This is a genomic window from Wolbachia endosymbiont (group B) of Silvanus unidentatus (assembly GCF_964028615.1).
GTDB lineage: Bacteria > Pseudomonadota > Alphaproteobacteria > Rickettsiales > Anaplasmataceae > Wolbachia.
Genome location: NZ_OZ034795.1, coordinates 1,052,684 through 1,068,563, shown reverse-complemented (window position 1 = coordinate 1,068,563; position 15,880 = coordinate 1,052,684). Strand labels below are relative to the sequence as shown.

Genomic DNA, 15,880 nt, shown 5'->3' with positions numbered 1-15,880 from the left:
TAGCTTTCTCTAACGTTAGGGATATAATTGTTCCACTTTCCAATTGCTTTTCTCAACAAGAGTATATCTAAATCTAGTGTGTCTCCTATATTCACCTTCTTGCCAAAATTCAATTACCTTTGGGATTACGCAAAATCCCACCCAAAAGTCAGGACGAGAAACTTGTGTATTGTGAAATTCTTTCTCTTTCAATTCTATAGCCTGCTCAAAATCTTGCCAATTTTTCAGAACTCTTGATTGTTTTGAGCACCACGCGCTAATTTGACTATCGCGTGCTCGAGAGGAGAAATATTCGTCAGCCTTTTTGCCGCTTAGAAGCCTAACTTCTCCTTCAATTCGTACTTGTCTAGAAAATTCTGTCCAATGAAATACGAGTGCAGCTTTGGGGTTCTCAGTCAATTCTTTTCCTTTTCTACTGTTTACGTTAGTAAAGAACACAAAACCTTCTTTACTATACTCCTTTAGTAATACCACTCTTGCAGATGGAATGCAGTCTTTGCTACACGTTGCTAGCGTCATTGCAGTTGACTCTTTACACGGAAAATTAAGTACTTCTTGATACCACTTTGAGAACAAATCAAAAGGATCTTTTTCAGGTAAGAGTGTCATATGCAAAAATAAAATTTAATTCTGACATGCATTGCAAAAATAAGTGCTACGACCATTTTGTCGTATAAGTGTTATGATATTGTTGCAGATTCTGCAAGGTTTTTGCACTTTACCATATACGTAAAAGTTATTTTGAAAGTATCCAGCAGATCCAGATGGTTGTGCATAATCTTTCAGTGTTGAACCACCAGCAGCAATTGCATCACTCAGAGTATTTTTTATTTCGATAGCAAGTTTTTCGCACTCTATATATGTTAAATCTTGTGCTAGCCTAAGTGGTGATATGCGAGCTCTAAATAAGCTCTCAGAAGCATATATGTTACCTACGCCAACTATTAGCTTATTATTCATTAATACTGATTTGATATTTGCTTTTCTGCTCTGTAGCAACTTCTGTAAATAATTTCCATTAAATTCATCTGTGAGGGGTTCTATTCCTAGGTTATTAAAAAAATTTAGTTCTTGCTCTCTGTTTAAAACAATCACTAATCCAAACCTTCTTGGGTCATTAAAGATTAGTGAAGTGTTGTCAGAAAATAAGAATATCACATGATCATGTTTGTTCTGTGCTTGATTGTCTTCAACATATATAAGCTTTCCGCTCATGCCAAGGTGTATGATTACAGCCATACTAGCATCTATATTCGAGATTATATATTTACCTCTACGCTTGATATCATTTATAACTTTGCCCTTTAGCAAATCATCAATATTTTTTGTTATTGGTACACGCAAATTCCAATTATTGACTGTAACATTGCTTATTTTCTTATTTTTGATTTTATCAAATAAGAAGTTAGAGATGACTTCCACTTCTGGGAGTTCTGGCATCTTGTCTACTCTGTTGCTGTTTTTTTCTTTTTAGAATATTTTGCTTTAAAGCTTTTGCCAATCTTTTTCTCTCTTCTTCTTTTTCCTTATTTTTTTTCATGTTATTCATTATCATAATACGTGAACTTGCCGTTGTAGCTCAGGTGGTAGAGTACGTCATTGGTAATGACGAGGTCCCAAGTTCGAATCTTGGTAACGGCAGTTTAGAGGACGATATTCATAAAGTCAATCCTCTAGATGCTAATTAGATTATAGAAAAACGTCTAGTAAATACCTTTTATACACTACCATTAAGCTGCTTTTTCAGTATTACTATTCAATAATACCTGCCGTAATTTTTCTTTAGAAAATCCATGCATTAAAAGAAATTGTATAATCCTTTGCCAAAAATCCCTCACAATATACTGAAGGATTATTAAAACTTACGTTGGCAGGGTTAAACCTGTTACCATAACTTCCCCCACCACAAATATTTTCATAACAACACTGCTTACAATCGTCAGGCCTGTTTTCCATATCACTCAAAAAGTTATTAAAAAATTTATCTGATGAGAACTTAGCCCAACTAGTATTGCTTATGTTATATTCAACAAACTTATGAGGGACACATGTTCTCAAATCATCTAGTGGGCCGAGATTACCATTATTGGAAACACATATTAACGGTAATACAAAAGGACTTCTTTTGCCAAATCCTTCAACTCTTGAATAATTACCGTAAAATAGCTCTAATGAAAAGTTATATAGAAATTTCTCTATCCTTTTTATGATAGTTCTCAGTCAGGTCTTCTTTTATCTTATCTGCCCAGCATATATTACCATGCCCTCCACCATCTCTATCAAACTGACAATGGCTATTGTGATTATTTCTACCATGAAAATTATCTGAAAGCTTTTCTATTCTTTTAAGTATGACACTACTACTAACTTGACCGATATTAGCGCTAAGAAGCTCTAATAATAAATCCACTTGTTTTTCTTTATTGTTTACCATAATTATTTTGCCTTAAAATAGCAAAGTCTAGGTTTACTATAGCTTTTGTCAAGCATTTATCTGAGCTATTTATATATTGGAATGCTACTCGTCATTTTATTTGCTTTCAAATGTATAACTTTCGGTATCTTGTTTTCAAGGACTTTTAACTTAATATTACCACTATTAAAGTCAATACTATAACACTTTAGTTCTTGACCATCCTTGAGTCCCATATTATGGCAATCACTACCTAATTTAACCCCACGTATCTTTTGTAGCTCTAGACTTCTGGTTAAGTTAAAGCATATATCACTATACTTATCAGTATCTTGGAAAGTTAAATTTTTATTGAGTAATCTACTAGGTAACAAATTGAGAAGTATGCTAGAATCTCTTATAGAGGCTATGATATCTTTTATAAAGGACTCTGATAAGTAATGTTTTAAATGACTTGCAAATAAGTCAACATTAAAATTAACTTTCTTTGAAGTTATTTCACTTATTATATTATTTATAGTAGTCAATAAGTTATACCTTCCATTACTAACCTCATTTAATTTCTCATCTATTATCATTGCAAGAATAAAACCTTTGTTATAACTCAACATGCTTATGTTTTGATCAAGTAAATGCTTTTGATTTGTTTTTTCGAAATCAATATTAGGTATTAAAGAATTAAAATACTCTTTTAAAGTAATATTAATTATTTTTAAGTACTCATCTTTATTAATAAATTTCGTGTCAAGTAAGGTTTTCACTCCATAAAATTCCGTAAATCCTTCAAAAAACCACTTATATTTTATTTCATTTTTCTTATCGTTGTCTTGCTCTATTATATGTCCTATATATCTGTGAATTAATTCATGTGATATCACTCTAGTATAATCTTTGATATTTTTTTTTAAGCTTCCCTCAATAATTACATAGTCCTTTCCTGCAGCACCTGTAGTTCTACTAAGATTGGGATTATCAACAAGTACTATATTATACGGCTTACTTTCTAGTATGAATAAGTTATCTTGAGCTAAGATAATTTTATTAATAATATTTACAAGACTGATACTATTATGAGCATTGGTATAAAGCTTATTTCTTTTATCAAGATCAAAACTTCTAAAATTGTCAGTTCTAATAATTTTTTCTATATTATCAAAAGGTTTTCTAAAAGGTAAAAAATTAGGTAAGTTTTTTAAATGTGATGAAGAGTTACCTAAAGCAATAGCAGAATGCATATACTGAATGTATATAAGGAAAAAACAAATAATATAATTTAATAGACTGTGTACATTTTTAAGCTTAATGTTTGCCATAAATAAAACAGGACATTGAGAAGTGTAAGTAATTACGATTAAGCAAATATAATTTATTGCTAAGTAGGTGATAAGGATAATTTTAATTATCTCTTTAAAACTTTACTCTTCCCATATTATTGAACACCTTATAATAAAGACTGAGAAGAAAGTTACAAAGGATTGTATATTCTTATCATCATAGCGCTGTTACTACAGTAATAACACTAAGAATAACTATAAGTTTCTTTGAATGATAGTTGAATTTTGATTGAAATTTTGAGGCTATAAAAACCGCAGGTACCAGTTGGTTTTTATTAGCTAAAGTAAACGTCAAATATCTGGAATTCTGGACATAAAATCCTCCTTTGAAAAAAAAGATTAGAAAAAAATGCAATGCACATACGACAGAAATTAAGTATGTGTGTATGCACCCACATACGCTGAAGAGGATACGCTACATTTTTTTATGAGTTTGATTGTTTAATAAAAAAAAGTCTGCAGACAAAGATAAATTTTTGAGCTCTAAAAGTATCTCTAATTGTCATTATAATCAGATTTAGAATATGCGGAAGTAATTTTTTAGCTATAAGAATATATTATAGAAAAAAGGAACCCAAAAGTTAGCGTTATTGGTAATCCAACTTGGTGTAACGGCACTGTAGACCTTACAATAAAGACTGAGAGTAAAGTTACAAAGGAAGATTATCATGCTTCTTCCATATTCTTTCTACTTTCTTGTTTTTAAGTAGCTCTAATGCTTTGTGAAAGTGATGCCTTGTTTTACTTGGCACTATAATGTCATCAATGTATCCATGTGATGCAGCAAAAAATGGATTAGCAAATTTCTCTTTATATTCTTTGATTAACGTTTGCTGGTCTTTTTCATGCCTAAATATAATTTCAACTGCACTTTCAGGTCCCATTACAGCTATTTCAGCGGTTGGCCAAGCATAATTTATATCACCTTTTAGATGCTTTGAGTTCATAACAATATATGCACCACCATACGCTTTTCTAGTGATAAGGCTAATTTTCGGCACGGTCGCTTCAGCATAAGCGTAAAGCAGTTTCGCTCCGTGTTGTATTATATTATTGTATTCTTGATTTGTACCTGGCAGGAAACCTGGAACATCAATAAGTGTGATGATGGGAATGTTAAATGCGTCACAAAATCTTACAAACCTCGCAGCTTTTCTTGAAGAGTCAATATCCAAGCATCCTGCAAGGTGCATAGGTTGATTTGCAACAACACCAATAGTATTTCCTCCAATTCTGCCAAAGCCAATTATGATGTTACGGGCAAAATCGGGTTTTAGTGCAAAAAATTTCCTTTCATCACACACCTTTTCAATAAGTTCATACATATCATAAGGAGTATTAGGATTACTAGGAACTAGAGTGTTCAAAGATTCATCAACATCATCAATTAAGTTGCAGATTGGTACAGATTTCGTTGACTCTTGATTATTTACTGGTAAAAAGGTAAGGAATTCACGGATTCTCAGCAGCATTTCAACATCGTTATTGAACGCAAAATCTGCTACTCCTGTTTTGCTTGTATGAATTTTTGCTCCACCAAGATCTTCGTGGCTTACATCTTCATAGGTAACTTTTTTCACTACATCTGGTCCGGTTATAAACATGTATGAGCTATTTTTTACCATGAAAATAAAATCGGTTAGCGCTGGAGAGTAAACTGCACCGCCAGCACATGGGCCCATGATTAGAGAGATTTGTGGTATAACGCCTGATGCATTTACATTCCTTTGAAAAATTTCTCCGTAACCAGCAAGGGAATTTACTCCCTCTTGAATTCTAGCTCCACCAGAGTCGTTTAGTCCGATAATTGGAATCCTGGCATTAATTGCCATATCCATAATTTTGCATATTTTTTTTGCATGTGATGCACCAAGTGATCCACCAAAGACAGTGAAATCCTGAGAATAAACAAAAACTTTTCTGCCATGAATAGTACCATGGCCAATTACAACTCCATCACCTAAAAAATCAGCATTTTGCATGCCAAAATCAGTTGCGTGATGCTTCACAAACTTATCATACTCTTGAAATGAATTTTCATCGAGCAATATACTCAGCCTTTCTCTAGCGGTTAGCTTTCCTTTTTCATGTTGCTTATTAACTCTATCAGGACCTCCTCCTTTTTCGGCTTCTAATGTTTTGATCTTTAGAGTTTCTAGTATTTCAGAGTCTTGCATGTAGTAAAATAACTTTCAAATTGGTTGTAAACTTTATTGAGCTTACAAATCCTATTGATTATACACATACACCGTTACTGCATGCAACGGTGTATGTGTACGATAATTAATGCGCTAGCAATTTCTATTTAATATTTTGAGAATGCTGAGACTCACTAACATTCTGTGCACTTGCACTTGTTACACCTGTTGATGGATTAATTGTTATAACTTCTCTTTCAATTCCTTGTAAGTTTGAAGCCAATGAGACCAATTTTGCTAGAGTCATGTCATTATATTTATCCATCTTCTTATTCTCATAATAGCCAATTTTTATTTTTACAGCTTTGTTTTCCTCGAAGTCCTCAGGACTTATATTATCACTTAAATCAGTACAAAATACGTTACCATTTCCACTAATATTTAAAGCAATACTGCAATCTCTATCACCCACTTTCCAGTTAAATTTAATTATACAAGACTCATTTAGTATTTGATAAAGCCTTACACCATCATCACTTTGTGAAACACGCACCAACCTTTTATCTTCTGGAGATACCAATGTAAAAGCTCCAATTTTTGGATTACTATCCTTTAAGGCTTTACCAGGAAATGAGTTATCAAATTTTAACTCACCTCTGCCTTCTTTTAACGATACCCATGCAGTAAATGATTTATCTTCTTTTCCTCTCAACCTCACATCTATAGAATCATTACCTGTATATTCAGCAATTCCTTTTCGAATTACACTCAGAAATTTCTTAGTTTCTTCATCATTGTCACTCAAAAAAAGCTCCTTATTTTCATGTGACCGGGATGGATCATTGAGATTTTCCAATGCTTTAGCCAAAGTTATATAGTTATATATACGTGTCCTTTTGTTATAAGGTGTCCCTAATTTATAAATTTGAGGAGTTAATTGAGCAACTTGACCGAAATTCATTATTAAAGTTTCATTTGCATTATGCATAGCGCCTCCAATTCTACATAATAAACTTAAGATAAAATATCCTAATTTTAGGATAGGTATATAATCTATCAAGTTAATAGTTAAATTAAAAAATTTTGATTATAATTTACTATTTATAAAATACGCTCTTAAACTATGCTGAAAATAGTCATAATAGGCCTTCCAAATGCAGGCAAGTCAACTCTATTTAATAGGCTGGTGGGAAGAAAAGCAGCGGTAGTTAGTGACATTCCAGGAGTAACGAGAGATAGGCGTGAAGGAATTGGAAGAATTAGTGATTTAGAGTTTAAAGTCATAGATACAGGAGGATGGAATGACCAAACCAGTTTTTCACTACAAGTTATTGAACAAATAGAGTTTTCTTTGTCGAGTGCAGATGTAGTTTTCTTTCTTGTTGATGCAAAAGTGCAAAACGAGCAGAACAAAGAGTTTGCAAAGTGGCTGAAGAGAAAAACAAATAAACCTGTAATACTAATAGCAAACAAATGTGAAAGTCATAAATCGGAAAATGTTGATTATTTGCAGTTTTTCAATTTCATAGGTCCGGTATACATCTCAGCCGAGCATAATCTTGGCATGGTTGATCTTTATGATGCATTAGCTGGTGTGATTGAAGGTCTTAGCGAAGGCACTGAGCTGCCTGAAAGTGAGTCCATTAGACTGAGGATTGCGATCATCGGTCGCCCAAACGTTGGAAAATCAACTTTTTTAAACAGTTTACTTGCAGAAAATAGACTAATAGTAAGCTCAGAACCCGGTACCACGCGTGACTCTGTGGATATTTCATACGACCATAATGGGAAATTAATCACTCTCATCGACACTGCGGGAATCCGCAGAAAGGCAAATGTTGTTGATAACTTAGAATCAAGATTTGTTGAAAAAAGTATAGAGTCAATAAAGCGCTCTCATGTAGTGATTTTAATGCTAGATTCCTTGCTTGGCGTTGAGCAGCAGGATTTATCAATTGCTGAAGCTGCAATTAAAGGGGGGAAGGGAATTATCATTGTTTTAAATAAGTGGGATTTAATAGGTAAGGATGACAGAAGTAAGTTAATAAAATTTGTCAAACAACAGGAAGTGACTCGGTTATTTTTGGAAGTGCCAACTGTAACAATTTCTGCATTGAAAGGTATGCGCTGTGGTGATGTGATAGATAAGTGTCTTGAAGTGAGTGAATCCTTAAACAAGAAGATCAGCACTGCAAAACTGAATAATTGGCTAATAGATGCTGTGGAAAAACATTCTCACCCACTTATAAAAGGTAGAGAGATTAAAATGAAGTATATTGCTCAAATTGGCACCAAACCTCCAGCTTTTTCTTTGGTATGCAACGTCCCGGAAAGTGTTGATGAGAGTTATAAACGTTATTTGACTAATGGTCTTAGAAAAAACTTCTTTGTTGAAGGTGTACCAGTTAGATTGCTTTTGAAAAAGAATAAAAACCCCTATGTAAAGTAGATAATCTTGTTTTACTAATAATATACTTTTTTATCTTAGTAATATTATTAATAAGTAAATAATATTACTTAAATAAGTAGTTGATAAATTAATATTATATAGTAAAGTATTAACTTGTTTAGTACTTTTGCTATGAATTATAAAGGACAAGATTTAAGGCCTGGATCTCCACATACTTTCACGGTTGATACACCTTTAGTATTTCAGTGGCTTCCAAAAAGATATGGATACCCGATTCCAGAAAAATATTTGGAAAGATTGAGCAATTGGGCAAAAAGGGAAGATACGCGTGTAGTGAAATTAGTAATAAATGGATCTGGTTTTACTCCTACGCAACGTAAAGAGTTGGAGAATAAAATATCAAACAGAGAGTTTAACCCAAACAAAAACATAGAGCTTATAGACTTTAATGAGCTGGATTTAGGAGAGTATGAATTTAGCTTTCACTTACAAACAGATAAGAAAACAAAACTATCTAAATGTCCTTTATACAATGTATCTCAATATTTCAAAGATCTATACTCTATTCCAGAAGATGAAAGATTATCTTTTGGTGTTGAGATAGACAGCATGCGTATATTTATGTTGTTGGTATTGAAATCTCCTATGATCTATTTTGATTTTGATATTTTACCTAAAGAAGATAAGAAAGTTGGTGAGATTCAGGCTGTGCATGGCTTTTTGGTTGCTGAAAATGACAGAAAAGGTTATGACTATGATGGTATAGCAAGTATTGAAAATGCTATCATTGCTCTAAGCGATGCTGGTAGAGTAAAAATTATGGAAATTTACAATGAAGTAAAGAATAAGTTTCAAAAAGATTATCCTTTGTTTAAGTTATCAGAACATGAGATTTACAAAATTATGGAAGAGATAGTATATTTCACTCTTTCTAATGACGTTCTTCTTCTTATATCTAGCTATCAAGATTCTAACAAACGTTACAACAGACGTTTGGAAGAAGCAAGATTGCTTATGCAAGAAACATTTGGGTTTAAAACCAATGGAGGAGAAGTTGATATTCAATATGACAATAGCTGGACGAAAAACAAGGATGAATTGTATACCAAAGAAGAAATTGCAAAAATAGATAGTGATACTAGGGTTGTAACTAGTATGCAAACTAAATCAGTATCTAGCTGTGAATACATGCATAGAGGCTAGATAAAAAAGTTATAGAGTGATATGTGTCGCTTTATAATTATATAGAACATTATTAAACAAAAGTTGACTTTTTCGGTTGTTGTGGTAATTCGTTAATTATGTCAGATATAAATAACAGTTCTACAATCTTTTTGCTGTCAAGTGCCGCTGCTCTGATTTTTGCATATGTGCTAGAGTATTTCTTCAATATGCTACCATGCAAGTTATGCATATACGAGCGAGTAGTTTACTATGTTACAGGGCTACTTGCAGTTGCGTACATGTTCAAAGACAACAAAATCCTAATCTATGCGATGTTTTGCAGCTATCTCATTGGTGCAATAATATCTTTTTATCATGTAGGTCTTGAACTCCACTTATTTCATGATGTTTTAGGCTGTACAGAGCAAGCAAGTGGTAACGTTAGCATAGAAGAGTTGAGAAATAATCTATTAAACCCCAATTACTCTCCGTCTTGTGACAGGCCTCATTATATTTTTGGTGTTTCATTAGCAACATGGAATCTTATTTATCTTATAGTAGCCCTGTTTGTATCAGGTAGGATATATTGTAAAGAAAGAAATTTAAGGCACAATTGGTGCAAAAAGTAGCAAGAGTAGATGCTGCATTTGTACACCGCTTAGTTGTCACCCAGTTTCCGCAATTTAAAGATCTGTCTATCTGCCAAATCGTGCCCGGTGGATGGGACAATAGAACATTTCGTCTGGGTGATCACATGCTTGTGCGTATGCCAAGCGCTGCAAAGTATGCAATGCAGGTGGAAAAGGAACAAAAGTGGTTACCCAGGTTGGCACCTTTACTGCCACTTTCAATTCCAAAGCCTTTGGCAATGGGAGAGTCGTGTGAGGGTTACCCATGGCAATGGTCTATTTACCAATGGATTGATGGCAACACCGCTGCATCTGTGCACATAGCAGATCTGAATAACTTTGCAACCAGCCTTGCTCAATTTCTCGCTGCTTTACAACGCATAGATACCACAGATGGGCCTCTTCCCGGACCACATAATTTCTATCGTGGAGGGGTACTAACAACCTATAATGCTGAGACAAAGCAAGCAATTGCCGTTCTAAAAGATAGAATAGATGCCAATGCTGCAATCGAGCTCTGGGAAGCAGCGCTAGCAAGCGCTTGGAAAGGTTTGCCAGTGTGGGTCCATGGTGACGTTAGCGCTGGCAACCTATTGGTGCAAGAAGGAAAATTGAGTGCCGTCATTGATTTTGGAGGATTGGGGATCGGCGATCCCGCTTGCGATCTAATGATTGCTTGGACGCTGCTTAGAGGAGAAAGCCGAAAAATCTTCCGTGCAATGCTTCCGTTGGATGCTAGCACTTGGACTCGTGGCCGTGCCTGGGCTTTATGGAAGGCTCTTGCTGATATTACCACAAACACGAACGCTGTCGAAGCTTGGCACACTATTAATGAAGTGTTTAGAGATTATAAACGCAATTCATAAAGTATATTTGTATGAACATTGTGATTTGAGAGCAATCTCCACTAGAAAGGATGTAATCTCAGTATTGAAATCCAGTTTTTTTATCAAAAAATTTTTTGTATAAGGAAGGTGTCATACTAGTCACAGCTGTACGAACATTGTGATTTGGGCTAAAAAGATGCGAGTAGCCCCTTCGGTGTCATCTTATGTTTTTGTCATCCCAGTGCCCAGATACTGGGATCCAGAACAGGTAATAAGAAGTGCTGGAATGACATCCTGAAATTTTAGCTACAAATATTAAGAAATTTACCAAATAGAAAAAAGGCAAAAGAATCCCCCAGTAGTGAGTTTTGACCCTATAATAATGTAAATTGGCGTTGTAATAATGTGCTAACGCTTATTTAAAGCGCGTTTTGGCTGAATGTAGAAAAAATAAAAAAAGACATGCAGCCGCTATAATTTTTTGTAATTTGCCAATAAATATCTGAGTTTTTACTGAATTTTGTTGTTAAATCTGCAGAGATTAAAAACAAGGATAAATACTCCTATTGATATGATAAGGAACGTGGGAAGGTTTGTCAAGTCGCTTCTATACACCTGAGCATTGATCATACGGGTTCCATCTGTTATATATAGTCTTTTGCATACGAAGAAAACTGATGAATGAGTATGATATTACAGTTATAGGCAGCGGTCCTGGTGGTTATATAGCAGCAATTAGAGCGGCGCAGCTTGGACTTAAAACTGCAATTGTTGAAAAGGAGGAAAATTTGGGTGGTATATGCTTAAATTGGGGATGTATACCAACAAAATCGCTACTTAGAGCATCTGAAATTTATAGATTAATAAGAAGATCAGAAGAATTTGGCATAAAAGTAAAGGATGCAAGTTTTAATATACAATCAATGGTGAAATATTCAAGGAACGTTGTTGGCAAGCTATCAAGTGGTGTTGAGTATTTGATGAAAAAAAATAACATCAAAGTCCATCAAGGCTTCGGTAAACTTGCAGGTAATCGTACTATAAAAATTCTTAATGACAAAAAGGAGGAGGAAATTTCTTCCAAGCATATCATTTTAGCAACAGGTGTAAGGGCAAGAAATCTTCCTGGAATCGAAGTAGATGGAGATTTAATATGGAATGCGCAGCACGCTATGACTCCAAAGAAGTTACCAAAATCTCTACTAATCATAGGTTCTGGTGCGATAGGAATAGAGTTTGCAAGTTTTTATAGTACTTTGGGAGTTGATGTAACAATTATAGAAGTAAAAGACACTATTTTGCCGCTGGAAGATAAAGATATTTCAAATTTAGCACAAGAAATATTCACAAAACAAAGGATAAAAATATATACAAACAGTAGCGTAAAAGCTTTGACTAAAAATAAAGACTTTGCTCAAGTGTTACTAAGTAGTGGTGAGAGCAAAGAATTTGATAGGGTGATTGTTGCAGTTGGCGTGCAAGCAAACACTGAAAATATAGGTTTAGAAAATACAAAAATTAAGTTGAGTTCTTCTGGTTTCATTGAAACGAATGAGTGGTATGAAACAAGTGAATCAAGTGTGTATGCAATAGGTGATGTAGCTGGTCCCCCATGTTTAGCGCATAAAGCAAGTCATGAAGCTGTAATCTGTGTTGAGAAAATTGCCGGTAAAAATGCTCATAAGTTAAAAAAAGAGTGCATACCAAATTGCACTTACTCTCATCCGCAAGTAGCAAGCGTTGGCCTTACTGAGGAACAGGCAATAAAAAGTGGATACGATATAAAAGTAGGAAAATTTCACTCCAACTTTAATGGTAAATCTATTGCACTAAGTGAAACTGAAGGTTTAGTGAAAACAATTATAGACAAAAAAACAGGCGAACTTCTGGGTAGCCACATGATAGGTGCGGAAGTAACAGAGTTAATTAGCAATTTTGCTCTTGCAAAGCAACTAGAAGGAACAGACTTCGACATAAAATCTACGATTTTTCCTCATCCAACCATTTCAGAGATGATACATGAGTCAGTACTTGCTGCAGATGGTGAATCGCTGAATAGTTGAACTAACGTTCTATCGTTTTGGAGCTACAAGTATCCTGATTAGGCGATTCAATTCTAATAGATTGATTACCAATATCAGATTTTTCTAACTTTTCTTTTAACCCTTCAGCTGCTTCTTTCACTTCAAGCTTTTTTTCCCGATTAAGATCCTCTGGGCTTTTTCTTTTACTGTCTAAACCTTGTTGTCTATCAATATTTTTATTGAGTTGTTCTTGCTGAGGTAGATCAACAACTGAGTTAAAAAGAGCTTTTATTATGTTTTTTAATAAACCTCCGCTTCTGCTTTGCTCTTGAGGCTTATTTTTTACGTTAGATTCTTTTTTACTGTCACTACTTTTAGGCATTTTTAACTCAACTATCATAAAGCTTGATAAAATTTTACATGCAAAGTATTAAAAAATAATTAACAATCTATTATCAAATTACTACTTACAGATGACTATTATTCTAGCAACAGGCGGTACAGGTGGGCATGTTTTTCCAGCTATAACCTTAGCAAAAGCACTAAAGGTACAAGGGCACAATTGTATATTATTCACTGATCAAAAAACCATCAATATAGAAAGTTATATTTTACCATTGTGCAAGCCAAGTGGCAACAAATTGAAGTTTCTCTTTTTGTTAATGTATAGTTGTGTATTAGCACTGTATCAAACGAGAAAATTAAAACCAAAGCTAATCATTGGTTTTGGTAGCTACGCTTCTTTTCCAACTCTTCTTGCAGCAAAGATTCTTTCTATACCTATAGTTTTACATGAACAAAACACAGTTTTAGGGAGAGTAAATAGATTCTTTTTCAAGAGTGCAAAATTAATTGCAACTAGCTTTCCAGAGACTAAGTATGCAGAAGGTAGTAAATGCGTTTTTACAGGAAATTTTGTCGATATAGAAGCACAAGGCTATTCTAGAGCTGAAACAGTTTTAAACGTGTTAATAATAGCAGGCAGTCAGGGTGCAAATTTTTTTGATGATGTAGTGAGCAGCGTAATTTGTGATCTACCTGTTGAAGTAAAAGAGAGGATTAGAGTAACGCAGCAATGTACGAAGAAAAATATAAACAAGGTCAAGAGTCTATACAAAAGTGAAGGAATTGATTGTGAGTTAAGTGAGTTTTTCGATGATATGGAAAATAAACTGGCCAATGCTCATTTGGTAATTAGCAGAGCGGGGGCAACTTCAATAGCAGAGATTACTCTTGCTGAGCGTCCTGCTGTATATATTCCTTATCCTCACTCAAAAGATAACCATCAATTTTATAATGCAAAACATATTGAAGATTCGGGAGCAGCTGTAATGGTTGAGCAAAATAGTAACGCGAAAAAGAATCTAGGAGAGTTGCTAGTTGATTTATTGCAAAATTGTCAAAAATTGCGTGATATGGCTAATAATACTAAGAAAACAAGAATAAGGAATGGAGTTACTGAATTTATTAAGGCAATAGCTCAAGAACTTAGTTGACGAATTGCTTTTTCTTCAAATGCATCCCATAGTTCTTTTTCTAGTGATTTACTATACAACTTATTGATATAAACTACTCCCGTAGGCGAAGTTGTGTTAATTTCAAGAAGGAAGTCATCTATAATATCAATACCAACAAATATTAGCCCTCTTTTCTTTAGCTCAGGACCGATTTTATTACATATTTCAGTGTCTCTATCATTCATTTCAATAGATTCAAAACTTGCTCCAAGCCTCATATTTGTTCTGATTTCTCCGCTAGACTTTGGAACTCGCTTCATTACTCCTATTGGCTTTCCATCCAGTAGCAGTATTCTTTTATCTGTATTTATCTTTTTACAAAATGCTTGTGCAATTACAGGACATTCATATTTTGCAATCATGAGATCGACTACCACTTGAATGCTATTTTGGTCTTGTATTCTTATTACGTCATTTCCTCCATAGCTATATAGTGGTTTCAAGATGATATCTTGATAGTCGTGACAAAAATTTCTAATCATCGATATATTTTCAGTGATCAAAGTTGGAGGAATTAGCTCTAGAAATAGTGAAGTAATTAATTTTTCAGGACAGTTTCTTATTTCTGTTGGATTATTTATTACTAACGCAGTAGTCTTTTCTAAGATATAGGTTGTTGTAATGTACCGCATATCAAAAGGTGGGTCCTGCCTGATAAGTATGATATCCATTTCATTCAAATCTATAGTTACATCTTCTTTAGAAGTAAAACCAAAATCATCAACGCTGACTTTCTGAGCAAGAGCAATTGACTGATTTAACTTGAGTGCTAGATTATTAGGAACATAGACAAAAATTTCGTGCTTTCTCCTCTGCGCTTCTTTTATTAATGCAAATGTAGTATCAGTTTCAAAATTTATATTTTCATCCATTTGAAAAGCTACTTTCATTTATCCTCCCTTCCTATTACAATATACTATAGTACCATAAAAGTGTTAATAATGGAGCAAAGTATGGAATTAACAGTAGGAAATAATGCACCTGATTTTAGTTTGCCAACAGATTCTGGCGAAATTTTATCGCTGAGTGAATTTTTTGATAAAAAAAATGTAGTCCTTTATTTTTATCCTAAAGACGATACTCCGGGCTGCACAATGGAGGCAAAAGGCTTTAGAGACAATATAGAAAATTTCTCTTCTTTTGACACAGTGATAATTGGTGTATCAAAAGATAGCGTTAAGTGCCACGCTAACTTCAAAGCAAAATATTCTCTGCCATTTTCTTTAGTTTCTGATGAAAATGCTGAAATGTTGGAAAAGTATGGTGTTTGGGTAGAGAAAAGCATGTTTGGCAAAAAGTATATGGGAATAGAGCGCACTACTTTTTTAATCGATAAAAAAGGTAAAGTAGTGAAGATCTGGAAAAACGTAAAAGTTAGTGGACATGTTGATGAGGTTCTAGAAGAAGTAAGGAGAATATAAATT

Annotated in this window: 16 protein-coding genes and 1 tRNA gene; 8 read left to right on the top strand and 9 right to left on the bottom strand. The window is 34.0% G+C overall.

What is annotated here, in order from left to right; genetic code table 11:
• Nucleotides 1-15: 15 nt before the first annotated feature.
• From pdxH to ABWU65_RS05025, 3 genes are read right to left on the bottom strand one after another with little or no spacing between them, the layout of a single operon-like run.
• Nucleotides 16-609 (bottom strand): pyridoxamine 5'-phosphate oxidase, encoded by a 594-nt coding sequence (pdxH, locus tag ABWU65_RS05035; RefSeq protein WP_006014087.1) that lies wholly within the window; start codon nucleotides 607-609, stop codon nucleotides 16-18.
• Nucleotides 610-624: 15 nt separating this feature from the next.
• The gene (mutM, locus tag ABWU65_RS05030) at nucleotides 625-1,440 is read right to left on the bottom strand and encodes a bifunctional DNA-formamidopyrimidine glycosylase/DNA-(apurinic or apyrimidinic site) lyase (protein ID WP_149168767.1); all 816 of its coding nucleotides are present in this window, start codon (nucleotides 1,438-1,440) and stop codon (nucleotides 625-627) included.
• On the bottom strand, nucleotides 1,406-1,540 hold the full coding sequence (locus ABWU65_RS05025; protein ID WP_284143183.1) for a hypothetical protein: 135 nt from the start codon (nucleotides 1,538-1,540) through the stop codon (nucleotides 1,406-1,408). Before ABWU65_RS05025 ends, mutM begins: the two co-directional genes overlap by 35 nt.
• Before the next feature lie 28 nt (nucleotides 1,541-1,568).
• Here ABWU65_RS05025 and ABWU65_RS05020 point away from each other — a divergent pair.
• Nucleotides 1,569-1,641 (top strand) — tRNA-Thr (locus ABWU65_RS05020).
• 538 nt (nucleotides 1,642-2,179) lie between these two features.
• Here ABWU65_RS05020 and ABWU65_RS05015 read toward each other — a convergent pair.
• From ABWU65_RS05015 to ABWU65_RS05000, 4 genes are all read right to left on the bottom strand, one after another.
• Nucleotides 2,180-2,434 carry a hypothetical protein gene (locus ABWU65_RS05015; RefSeq protein ID WP_019236861.1) on the bottom strand — a complete coding sequence of 85 codons (255 nt, stop codon included), beginning with the start codon at nucleotides 2,432-2,434 and terminating at the stop codon, nucleotides 2,180-2,182.
• 65 nt (nucleotides 2,435-2,499) lie between these two features.
• The gene (locus tag ABWU65_RS05010; protein WP_353280401.1) at nucleotides 2,500-3,726 is read right to left on the bottom strand and encodes a hypothetical protein; all 1,227 of its coding nucleotides are present in this window, start codon (nucleotides 3,724-3,726) and stop codon (nucleotides 2,500-2,502) included.
• Between the two features lie 671 nt (nucleotides 3,727-4,397).
• Entirely contained in the window at nucleotides 4,398-5,924 is a 1,527-nt protein-coding gene (locus ABWU65_RS05005; RefSeq protein ID WP_007302285.1) for an acyl-CoA carboxylase subunit beta, read from the bottom strand.
• A 124-nt stretch (nucleotides 5,925-6,048) separates the two neighbouring features.
• A complete protein-coding gene (locus tag ABWU65_RS05000) occupies nucleotides 6,049-6,873 on the bottom strand; it encodes a hypothetical protein (protein ID WP_353280400.1) in 825 nt (274 codons plus the stop codon).
• Nucleotides 6,874-7,008: 135 nt separating this feature from the next.
• Here ABWU65_RS05000 and der point away from each other — a divergent pair, with 135 nt between their 5' ends.
• From der to lpdA, 5 genes are all read left to right on the top strand, one after another.
• Entirely contained in the window at nucleotides 7,009-8,334 is a 1,326-nt protein-coding gene (gene der, locus ABWU65_RS04995; protein WP_353280398.1) for a ribosome biogenesis GTPase Der, read from the top strand.
• Between the two features lie 132 nt (nucleotides 8,335-8,466).
• Nucleotides 8,467-9,498, top strand: a complete 1,032-nt coding sequence (locus ABWU65_RS04990; RefSeq protein ID WP_353280396.1) for a hypothetical protein — start codon at nucleotides 8,467-8,469, stop codon at nucleotides 9,496-9,498.
• Between the two features lie 98 nt (nucleotides 9,499-9,596).
• On the top strand, nucleotides 9,597-10,088 hold the full coding sequence (locus tag ABWU65_RS04985) for a disulfide bond formation protein B (RefSeq protein ID WP_012481943.1): 492 nt from the start codon (nucleotides 9,597-9,599) through the stop codon (nucleotides 10,086-10,088).
• On the top strand, nucleotides 10,076-10,954 hold the full coding sequence (locus tag ABWU65_RS04980; protein ID WP_019078632.1) for an aminoglycoside phosphotransferase family protein: 879 nt from the start codon (nucleotides 10,076-10,078) through the stop codon (nucleotides 10,952-10,954). The genes ABWU65_RS04985 and ABWU65_RS04980 overlap by 13 nt, the downstream gene beginning before the upstream one ends.
• 638 nt (nucleotides 10,955-11,592) lie before the next feature.
• Complete coding sequence (lpdA, locus tag ABWU65_RS04975) at nucleotides 11,593-12,978, top strand: dihydrolipoyl dehydrogenase (RefSeq protein ID WP_353280394.1); 1,386 nt, start codon at nucleotides 11,593-11,595, stop codon at nucleotides 12,976-12,978.
• Between the two features lies 1 nt (nucleotide 12,979).
• On the opposite strand, the gene ABWU65_RS04970 is transcribed toward lpdA, so the two are convergent.
• Nucleotides 12,980-13,339 (bottom strand): hypothetical protein, encoded by a 360-nt coding sequence (locus tag ABWU65_RS04970; protein WP_012481944.1) that lies wholly within the window; start codon nucleotides 13,337-13,339, stop codon nucleotides 12,980-12,982.
• Nucleotides 13,340-13,412: 73 nt separating this feature from the next.
• Here ABWU65_RS04970 and ABWU65_RS04965 point away from each other — a divergent pair, with 73 nt between their 5' ends.
• Nucleotides 13,413-14,435, top strand: coding sequence for a UDP-N-acetylglucosamine--N-acetylmuramyl-(pentapeptide) pyrophosphoryl-undecaprenol N-acetylglucosamine transferase (locus tag ABWU65_RS04965; protein WP_007302295.1), 1,023 nt, complete (start codon nucleotides 13,413-13,415; stop codon nucleotides 14,433-14,435).
• On the opposite strand, the gene gshB is transcribed toward ABWU65_RS04965, so the two are convergent.
• Nucleotides 14,420-15,346 carry a glutathione synthase gene (gene gshB / locus ABWU65_RS04960; RefSeq protein ID WP_007302296.1) on the bottom strand — a complete coding sequence of 309 codons (927 nt, stop codon included), beginning with the start codon at nucleotides 15,344-15,346 and terminating at the stop codon, nucleotides 14,420-14,422. The genes ABWU65_RS04965 and gshB overlap by 16 nt on opposite strands.
• Nucleotides 15,347-15,409: 63 nt before the next feature.
• Between gshB and bcp the strand changes: the two genes are divergently transcribed.
• Complete coding sequence (bcp, locus tag ABWU65_RS04955; RefSeq protein WP_007302297.1) at nucleotides 15,410-15,877, top strand: thioredoxin-dependent thiol peroxidase; 468 nt, start codon at nucleotides 15,410-15,412, stop codon at nucleotides 15,875-15,877.
• Nucleotides 15,878-15,880: the final 3 nt, after the last annotated feature.

Excerpts from the sequence above, each read along its gene's own strand:
- pdxH (WP_006014087.1), bottom strand. The coding sequence starts at position 609 with ATGACACTCTTACCTGAAAAAGATCCTTTTGATTTGTTCTCAAAGTGG.
- mutM (WP_149168767.1), bottom strand. The coding sequence starts at position 1,440 with ATGCCAGAACTCCCAGAAGTGGAAGTCATCTCTAACTTCTTATTTGAT.
- ABWU65_RS05025 (WP_284143183.1), bottom strand. The coding sequence starts at position 1,540 with ATGAAAAAAAATAAGGAAAAAGAAGAAGAGAGAAAAAGATTGGCAAAA.
- ABWU65_RS05015 (WP_019236861.1), bottom strand. The coding sequence starts at position 2,434 with ATGGTAAACAATAAAGAAAAACAAGTGGATTTATTATTAGAGCTTCTT.
- ABWU65_RS05010 (WP_353280401.1), bottom strand. The coding sequence starts at position 3,726 with ATGGCAAACATTAAGCTTAAAAATGTACACAGTCTATTAAATTATATT.
- ABWU65_RS05005 (WP_007302285.1), bottom strand. The coding sequence starts at position 5,924 with ATGCAAGACTCTGAAATACTAGAAACTCTAAAGATCAAAACATTAGAA.
- ABWU65_RS05000 (WP_353280400.1), bottom strand. The coding sequence starts at position 6,873 with ATGCATAATGCAAATGAAACTTTAATAATGAATTTCGGTCAAGTTGCT.
- der (WP_353280398.1), top strand. The coding sequence starts at position 7,009 with ATGCTGAAAATAGTCATAATAGGCCTTCCAAATGCAGGCAAGTCAACT.
- ABWU65_RS04990 (WP_353280396.1), top strand. The coding sequence starts at position 8,467 with ATGAATTATAAAGGACAAGATTTAAGGCCTGGATCTCCACATACTTTC.
- ABWU65_RS04985 (WP_012481943.1), top strand. The coding sequence starts at position 9,597 with ATGTCAGATATAAATAACAGTTCTACAATCTTTTTGCTGTCAAGTGCC.
- lpdA (WP_353280394.1), top strand. The coding sequence starts at position 11,593 with ATGAATGAGTATGATATTACAGTTATAGGCAGCGGTCCTGGTGGTTAT.
- ABWU65_RS04970 (WP_012481944.1), bottom strand. The coding sequence starts at position 13,339 with ATGATAGTTGAGTTAAAAATGCCTAAAAGTAGTGACAGTAAAAAAGAA.
- ABWU65_RS04965 (WP_007302295.1), top strand. The coding sequence starts at position 13,413 with ATGACTATTATTCTAGCAACAGGCGGTACAGGTGGGCATGTTTTTCCA.
- gshB (WP_007302296.1), bottom strand. The coding sequence starts at position 15,346 with ATGAAAGTAGCTTTTCAAATGGATGAAAATATAAATTTTGAAACTGAT.
- bcp (WP_007302297.1), top strand. The coding sequence starts at position 15,410 with ATGGAATTAACAGTAGGAAATAATGCACCTGATTTTAGTTTGCCAACA.